Origin of the sequence: Sphingobium sp., assembly GCF_041987595.1 — a bacterium.
GTDB lineage: Bacteria > Pseudomonadota > Alphaproteobacteria > Sphingomonadales > Sphingomonadaceae > Sphingobium.
The window spans coordinates 1-7,174 of the sequence record NZ_JBHIWJ010000092.1; the positions used below are offsets into that span (position 1 = coordinate 1).

The 7,174-nt window shown below is 68.3% G+C and carries 8 protein-coding genes; 4 read left to right on the top strand and 4 right to left on the bottom strand.

Features of this window, described 5'->3' with window-relative positions; all coding sequences use genetic code 11:
- Positions 1-2,038, bottom strand: a 2,038-nt coding sequence (locus tag ACFC3J_RS17975) for a polysaccharide deacetylase family protein (RefSeq protein ID WP_375197448.1), incomplete at its 3' end; no start/stop codon positions are given.
- 231 nt (positions 2,039-2,269) lie between these two features.
- Between ACFC3J_RS17975 and ACFC3J_RS17980 the strand changes: the two genes are divergently transcribed.
- Both ACFC3J_RS17980 and ACFC3J_RS17985 read left to right on the top strand, forming a co-directional pair.
- Positions 2,270-2,437: a hypothetical protein gene (locus ACFC3J_RS17980; RefSeq protein ID WP_375197449.1), complete on the top strand. Its 168-nt coding sequence runs from the start codon at positions 2,270-2,272 to the stop codon at positions 2,435-2,437.
- 100 nt (positions 2,438-2,537) lie between these two features.
- Positions 2,538-3,131, top strand: a complete 594-nt coding sequence (locus ACFC3J_RS17985; RefSeq protein ID WP_375197450.1) for a nitroreductase family protein — start codon at positions 2,538-2,540, stop codon at positions 3,129-3,131.
- Positions 3,132-3,159: 28 nt separating this feature from the next.
- Here the strand turns inward: ACFC3J_RS17985 and ACFC3J_RS17990 are convergent, their stop codons facing one another.
- From ACFC3J_RS17990 to ACFC3J_RS18000, 3 genes are read right to left on the bottom strand one after another with little or no spacing between them, the layout of a single operon-like run.
- The gene (locus ACFC3J_RS17990) at positions 3,160-3,894 is read right to left on the bottom strand and encodes an anti-sigma factor family protein (RefSeq protein ID WP_375197451.1); all 735 of its coding nucleotides are present in this window, start codon (positions 3,892-3,894) and stop codon (positions 3,160-3,162) included.
- Positions 3,887-4,408, bottom strand: a complete 522-nt coding sequence (locus ACFC3J_RS17995; protein ID WP_375197452.1) for a sigma-70 family RNA polymerase sigma factor — start codon at positions 4,406-4,408, stop codon at positions 3,887-3,889. Before ACFC3J_RS17995 ends, ACFC3J_RS17990 begins: the two co-directional genes overlap by 8 nt.
- 10 nt (positions 4,409-4,418) lie before the next feature.
- Entirely contained in the window at positions 4,419-5,660 is a 1,242-nt protein-coding gene (locus tag ACFC3J_RS18000; protein WP_375197453.1) for a glycosyltransferase family 4 protein, read from the bottom strand.
- 135 nt (positions 5,661-5,795) lie between these two features.
- Between ACFC3J_RS18000 and ACFC3J_RS18005 the strand changes: the two genes are divergently transcribed.
- Both ACFC3J_RS18005 and ACFC3J_RS18010 read left to right on the top strand, forming a co-directional pair.
- Positions 5,796-6,533, top strand: a complete 738-nt coding sequence (locus ACFC3J_RS18005) for an AcvB/VirJ family lysyl-phosphatidylglycerol hydrolase (RefSeq protein ID WP_375197454.1) — start codon at positions 5,796-5,798, stop codon at positions 6,531-6,533.
- 41 nt (positions 6,534-6,574) lie between these two features.
- Positions 6,575-7,012, top strand: coding sequence for a DUF2147 domain-containing protein (locus tag ACFC3J_RS18010; protein WP_375197455.1), 438 nt, complete (start codon positions 6,575-6,577; stop codon positions 7,010-7,012).
- Positions 7,013-7,174: the final 162 nt, after the last annotated feature.

The window sequence follows — 7,174 nt, forward strand, 5'->3', positions numbered from 1 at the left end:
CGACATCGACCCGCACCGCCAGCAGGTCGCTGGCCTTGACCGGCGGCATGGCCGCGCTGGCGGGCAGGCCGGCCAGCTGCGACACCGGCACGAAGCGATAGCCCTCGCTCCGCAGCCGGGCGATGATGCGCGGCAGCGCCTCCACCGTCTGCGCCCGGTCGCCGCCGCCGTCATGCAGCAGGATGACGTTTTCCGACCGGTCGGCATCGGCCGAATGGACCTGATCGACGACCTGCCTGACGATCTCGTCCGTTCCGGGCCGCTGCCAGTCATTGGGGTCGACGTGCAGCCCGACGACCGTATAGCCCAGCTTCTGCGCCGCCAGAGCTGGTCCCAGCTCGTCTGCCGTGGTCGGCTCCGCATCGCCGAAATAGGGGGCTCGGAACAGCCGCATGCCATGGCCGGTATAGGCCTGCACCAGCCGCTGCGTCGCGTTGAGCTGCAGGCGCGTGGCGTCGTCCGACCAGGTGGCGAGGTTGGGATGATCGTAGGTATGGTTGCCGATCTCGTCCCCGTCCGCGACGATCCGCTGGAGCAGGCCCGGATGTTCCAGCGCGTTTTCCCCGATCACGAAGAAGGTGGCCGGCGTGCGCGTCCGTTCCAGCACCCTCAGGATCTTCGGCGTCCATGTGGGGTCCGGCCCGTCGTCGAAGGTCAGCGCCAGCATTTTGGGATGCTGCCCGCCGGTGCGCTGCACCTGATAGGGGGTGGGCAGCGCGCCATAGCTTTCCCGCTCGATGATGTTTTGCGGGCCGAAGCGGATGGCGCGGTTGCCCTCCGTCGGGGTGGCGGTGATCCGCAGGATTTCGCCCGATCCCTCGACATCGGTGTTGAGCGTGCTGGCCATGCGGCTGAGGTTGGGGCGGCCGCCCGAGCGCCAGGCGATGAGGTCGGTCCAGAAACCGGGGTCCTCGCTGCCGAGGCGCCAGAGGGCGATGCTCTGGATGCCCAGATGCTTGAGCACCAGCAATTCGTTCCAGCTCGCGGCAGCGTCCAGCATCCAGATCTGGTGGCGCTGCCCCGCCTCGTCATAGGCGAAGCCCGCATTGCCGCTGGCCATGTCATAGGCGGGGCGCGCGTCGCTGTCATGCGCGGCGAGCCACGCGTCGTCGAGCGAGAGGGCATCGGCGCTGCCGCCATGCCAGTCATAGGCATAGCTGCCCAGCGCGACGACGATATGGTTGGCGCCGATCTCGCGCAGGGCGGCCTTCACCTCGCGCGCGAACCAGTCCTGCGCGGCGATCGGACCGGGCTGGCCGCTCTGCCAATGCTGGTCATAGGCCATCAGGATCACGCGGTCGGTGACCGCCGCGAACCGGGCGAGCGGCCAGGCCTCTTCTTCGGCGGGCACGGTGACGGCCAGCTTGGCACCGACGGGCAACTGGGCGCGAAGCATGCGGAGGAAGCGCAGATAGGCGGGCATGGCGCTGCCCGGCAGCGATTCGAAATCCATGACCAGCCCGGCTTCGTGGCGGCGGGCGACATAGGCGCCCAACCGCCCTGCCAGCGCCCGCGCCGCGACGGGATCATGCAGCGCTCGCGCCGCGCCTGCGCCGTTCCAGCTGTCGGTCCCCAGATTCTGCACCATCGGCAGAACCTTGGGCGGATGCGGCATGGCGGCGATCATGCGGTCGAACGCCGGATCGGCGGCGAAGCGGATCGGCTGGCCCGGCCCCGCCACGTTGACCAGCGCGGGAACCACCCAGTCGAGCTGGCCGACATGCCGCCGCAGCGATGCGATGCTGTTCTCCTCGCCCGGCACATAGAAACCGACGTTCAGCGGCTTGGCCTGGACATGGAATTTGCCCCAGTGCGGCAGCCATCTGGCGATGTCGTGGCGCAGGGAGGAGATGCCCGACAGGCGCGCGGCATGGGGCTGGGGCAGCGGCAGGGCAAGGTCCCGTTCCGACGGCACGGCGACCAGCGTGGTGGCAAAGGCGATCGCCGCCAGCAGGATCGCGATCAGCAGCCCGGCGACGATCCGTCTGGCCCAAAGCCCCCTGCGGCCGGTGGGGTCGAAGAAAATCGGTCTGCTCATGTCGCGTTTTGCCCTGTTTGTCGCGATCACCCCTACGCTGCGCGGATTGCCGGGCGGGTGGGCCGTAAATGAAATATTGGTCATGATGGAATGAAAGTCGCACCGTATCGCTCCGGCACACCGCTTCGGCACCGCTCAAGCTTTTCTAGCTGGACGATCAGCAAAGTTTGCAGGACAGATCTCTACCGCGAAAATAGACAGGTGCCGATTCGGCTCAGGGGGAGGACAGGCATGGTTTGGCGCTCGGCAATCGGCCAGAAATGGGGGAGGTGGAGCGACGCCGTGAAGCGCGAACTGCTGCGCGAGCCGGAGCGCATTCTCATCGAGTGCGGACCCGAAGCGCTCTCGCCGCAGCCCGAACAGCCCGCCCAGCCGAAAATGTCGCTCGAACGTCAGTAAGGCGGCGGCCGGGGCTTGCCGATCCCGCAACCGCTTCCGATATAGCAGCGGCTTTGCCGATGGCGCCCTGCCATCTCGACCCCTTATGCCGGGAGACTCCATGACTGCATCCGCCCGCGCCGTGACGCGCGCCGTCGAACCGCTTTTCCTTGATCGCTGGTCGCCGCGCGCCTTCGATTCCTCCGCTATGCCGCAAGAGGATCTTGATACGATTTTCGACGCGGCGCGCTGGGCGCCGTCGGCCTTCAACTACCAACCCTGGCGCTTTCTTTACGCCACCCGCGACAGCGCCGACTGGCAGCGTTTTCTGGGCGTGCTGCTGCCCTTCAACCAGAGCTGGGTGCAAAATGCCTCGGCGCTGGTCTTCATCCTGTCCGACACGCAGATCGCCGCGCCGGGATCAGAAGACATGAAGCCGTCGCACAGTCACAGCTTCGATGCGGGCGCGGCCTGGGCGCTGATGGCGTTGCAGGCGACGCGGCTGGGTTATCACAGCCATGCGATGACGGGAATCGAGTTCGACAAGGCGCGGGCTGAATTGCAGGTGCCCGACCGTTTCCGGATCGAGGCGGCCGTGGCCATCGGCACGATTGCCGACAAGTCGATTCTGCCTGAAGCGCTTCAGGCCCGCGAAGCGCCCAGCGGCCGCAAGGACATTGCCGATTTCGTGACGGCGGGCAACTTCGCAGCCTGAAGTATCGGATCGGGGGCGCCGGGCCTGCTCAGGTCCGGGCCAACGCCTCCGCCGTCTCGTCCATCATGCCCGGTTCCTGATCGCCGGTCAGCGCATAGGACATGTCGCCGCGCCGCCAATAGGCGACCGACTGCGCTCCTTCCCGCACCGCGTCGGGGCGTTCGGGCGCGCCGGTCCTTTCCCGCACGGCGAAGATCGTCATGCGGCGCCCTTCATCGGTGCGCACAGCCATCAGCAGCGCGGGAGCCTTGTCGGTCGGGAACAGCTGCACGTCGGTCACCCGCCAGTCGCCGGGCAGTTGCGGCATGGCGATCCGGGTGTTCGCCGCGATCTCCCGCGCATCGAAGCGGGGCGCCTCGATCTGCGAATTCATGTCGGCGCGCATCATCGCGATGCGGTGCGAGGCGACGGCATAGCTGACATAGGCGGGCGTGTGTTGAACCCCACCCACCCACAGCGCCAGCGCGGCGGCAAGGCCGCCCGTCATCAGCCCCGCGGGCATCAGGCGGCGCCAGCGGCTTTTCTGCGCCGGGGCCAGTTGCTGCGCCGCCGCCGCCAGATGCGCGGGGACGGGCCGCCTGTCCTGACCCAGCATCCGCAAGGCGCTGCGCGTGCTGAGGTCGCCCATCACCCGCGCCGCCAGCGCGGGTCGGCGCGACAGAAGCGTTTCGATCACGAAGCGCCGCTCCGCGTCCAGTTCGCCGTCGACATAGGCGTCAATGTCCATATCGCTAATGTTGAGATCGGTCGGGCGATCAGTCATCGCTTCCTCCTATCAGCCGGAGGCCGCCTGCCCCCTGCTGCCCCTGTTCCTTTTCCCTGAGCGCCGCGCGCGCCCGCGACAGTCGCGACATCACGGTGCCCACCGGCACGCCCAATGTCTCGGCCGCCTCCTGATAACTCAGGCCCTCGATCGCGGTGAGGTGCAGCACCGCGCGCTGATGTTCGGGCAGCGCCGCGAACTGCCGGGCGATCTCGGACAGTCGGGCATATTCTTCCTGCCCCGGCTCCAATTGGTCAATCAGTGTTTCAGCGAAGCGGCTGTTGCGCCGCGCCTCCGACGCCTCGCGTCGCTTGGCGGAGAAAAAGACATTGTGGACGATGGCGAGCAGCCAGCGGCGGCGGTTTCGATCGGGCTGATAGGTTTCCTGCCGCTCGATGGCGCGCAGCAGCGCATCCTGCACGACATCATCGGCGTCCTGATCGTCCCGCGTCAGCGACCGCGCATAGCGGCGCATCGCGACCAGATCGTCCCTGATATCCGGGCTGTCGTCCATCAGGGCCCTCTCATGCGGCCTGCGCCGCCGGCGTTGCAAGCGGGATCTGAAGGGCGTCGGCATAGCAGAGCGCCACATCCTCCAGCACATCATGCCAGTGATAGCGCGCCGCCTGCGCCGCCGCCGCCGCACCCAGCGCGCGCCGCCTCTCCGGATGGCGGATCAGTCCGGTGGCTGCGTCCGCATAGGCCGCCGCGTCCCTCGCCGGCACCAGCAGTCCGGTGCGCCCCGCCTCCAGCAGCGTCGCCGCGCTCGGCACATCGGCGGAGATGACGGCGAGGCCCGACGCCATCGCCTCCAGATTGACGTTGCCGAACGCCTCGGTGACCGAAGGGTTGATCAATATGTCGGCGCTGGCGACGGTGCGGCCCAGCGCCTCGCCCGCCAGATGCCCCATGAAGGTGGCGTTGGGCAGCCTTTGCGCCAGCCAGCCGCGCGCCGGACCATCGCCGATGATGAGCGGCCGGACCGCCAGCCCGCGTGCCCGCACGGCATCGATGGCCTCGGCAAAGATGTCCAGTCCCTTTTCCAGCACCAGCCGTCCGAAGAAGAGCGGCACCATCTCGTCGGCCGCATAGCCAAGACGGGCGCGCAGATCCTGATCGCGCAGGTCCGGGCGGAAGCAGGCGGGGTCGATGCCGCGGCCCCAGATCGCCGTCCGCGCCGTCCCGAACCGCCCGGCCATGTCCCGCGCGATCGGCCGGGTGGGGCACAGGATGCGATCGCAATCGCCGTAGAAGCGGTCGAGATAGCGCTCGACCGGCCCGCGCAGGAAGGAGAGGCGGTAATAGTCGAGATAGGTTTCGAAGCGGGTATGCAGGCTGGCGACCACGGGAATGTCCCGCGCGCGGGCATATTTCTGCGCCTGCCGCCCCAGCAGGTCGGGCGCGGAGAGATGAACGAGATCTGGCGCGAAATCGTCGAAATCCCGCTGCGCGGCGCGGGTGAAGCCCAGCGCCAGCCGATATTCGGGCCGTCCGGGAATGCTGATCGAGCGCACGGACAGGATATCGCCGACGGAGACGAAGGCCTTGCGCGGCGCGGTTGGAGAATAGATGCGCACCTGTGCCCGCACCTCCTTCAACAGATAGGCGACCAGCCGGTTGAGCGCCTGATTGGCGCCGTCACGCACGCAATCATAATTGCCCGAAAACAGCGCGACCCGCAGCGGACGCCCCAGCGCCGCAGCCAGCGCCATGCGGGACTCGGGCAGGCGATCGGCAGCGGCGCGAAGGTCGGCGTCATTGTTCATGCGTCCTATACGCCGCTCGCCGGGCCGTTATTCCGTCACGCCGCAATCCTGATAGGCTTGCATTCAGCAAAGCTGCGCTAATGCCCCTGGCCTGATCTGAGGAGTCTCGCGCATCCGATGAGCTTTCCCGCCCGCGTGAAACGCAAATCCCTGGCCGCCCTGCTGCTGGCGGCGGCATTGCTGGCCGGCGCGACGGCCTATTGCCGCCATCTGGGCTATCCGCGCGGGCCGATCTTCACCCTTGTTCGCGCTTCCGCGCCCGGCCGCGACGGCACGGTCGCGGTCTTCTTTTCCGGGGACATGGGCTTCAATGCAGGCATGGGACCGGTGATCGCCGGGCATATGGCGAAGGGCGGCCTGCCGGTGGTCGGCGTCAATTCGCTGACCGCCTTCGCCCGCAGGCGATCGCCCGACGAGGCCGCCGCGCTGGTCGAACAGGCTGCGCGCCGCGCATTGGCGCTGCCCGGCGCCCGGCGGCTGATGCTCGTCGGTCAGTCCTTCGGCGCGAACATGCTGCTGGCGGGACTGGACCGCCTTGCCCCTTCGCTGCGCTCGCGGGTCGCCATGGTCGCGCTGATCGTGCCGGCCGATACCATGCTGTTCCGCGCCACGCCGGGCGGGGTCTTCGACTTTGGCGATGACGGCCCGGCAGGGCCTGCCGCCCGCGCGCTGGACTGGGCGCCTGTGCTCTGCATCCACGGGGTCGAGGAAAGCGGCAGCCTCTGTCCCGGCTGGCGTCAGCGCAACGTCTACGTCGTCGGCCTGCCGGGCGGCCATTTCCTCAACGACGATTCGGCCGGGGTGGCGGCCACGCTGCTGCGCGCCGCAAACATTGCCAAAAGTTCAGGCAGCGCAGAGCGCCCCGCAATGTGACAGCCGCTATTCCCGGTCCTTCACTGGGAAGGATGGATGACATGGGGAGGCTTCGGACGACATTGGCGTTTCTGGTTTCGGCCGCGCTTCCGGCCGGACCCGCGCTCGCGGCTGTCGCGGTTCGTCCGCCCGAAGGGATCTGGCTTGGTCCGCACAATAATGTCGCGGTGCGCACCGGCGCCTGCGGCGACCGCCTGTGCGGCTGGGTCGTGTGGGCCGACGGCGAGGCGCAGGCCGACGCCCGCGATGGCGGCGTGGACCGGCTGATCGGCACCGAATTGCTGGAGGATTACCGCCCCGACGGCAAGAACCAGTGGCGCGGCACCGTGTTCGTGCCCGACATGGAACGGCGCTTCGCCTCCCAGATCAGCCAGCTTTCGCCCGGCAGGATGCGGGTCAAGGGCTGCATATTGGGCGGCCTCTTCTGCAAGTCGCAAATCTGGACCCGGATCGACCGGGTGCCCGGCGGCGAATCATGATCCGCCCGCGCCGCGCCCGCTTCTGGCTGGTCCCCGGCCTGCTGGCAGGCGCGGCGCTGCTGCTGGCGGGGGTCAATGCGCTGAACCCCGCCCGCGCCGCCGCCGATCCGGCGCAGGGCGACGGCGCGATCAGCGAAACCGCCTATGCCCTTGCACCCTTGG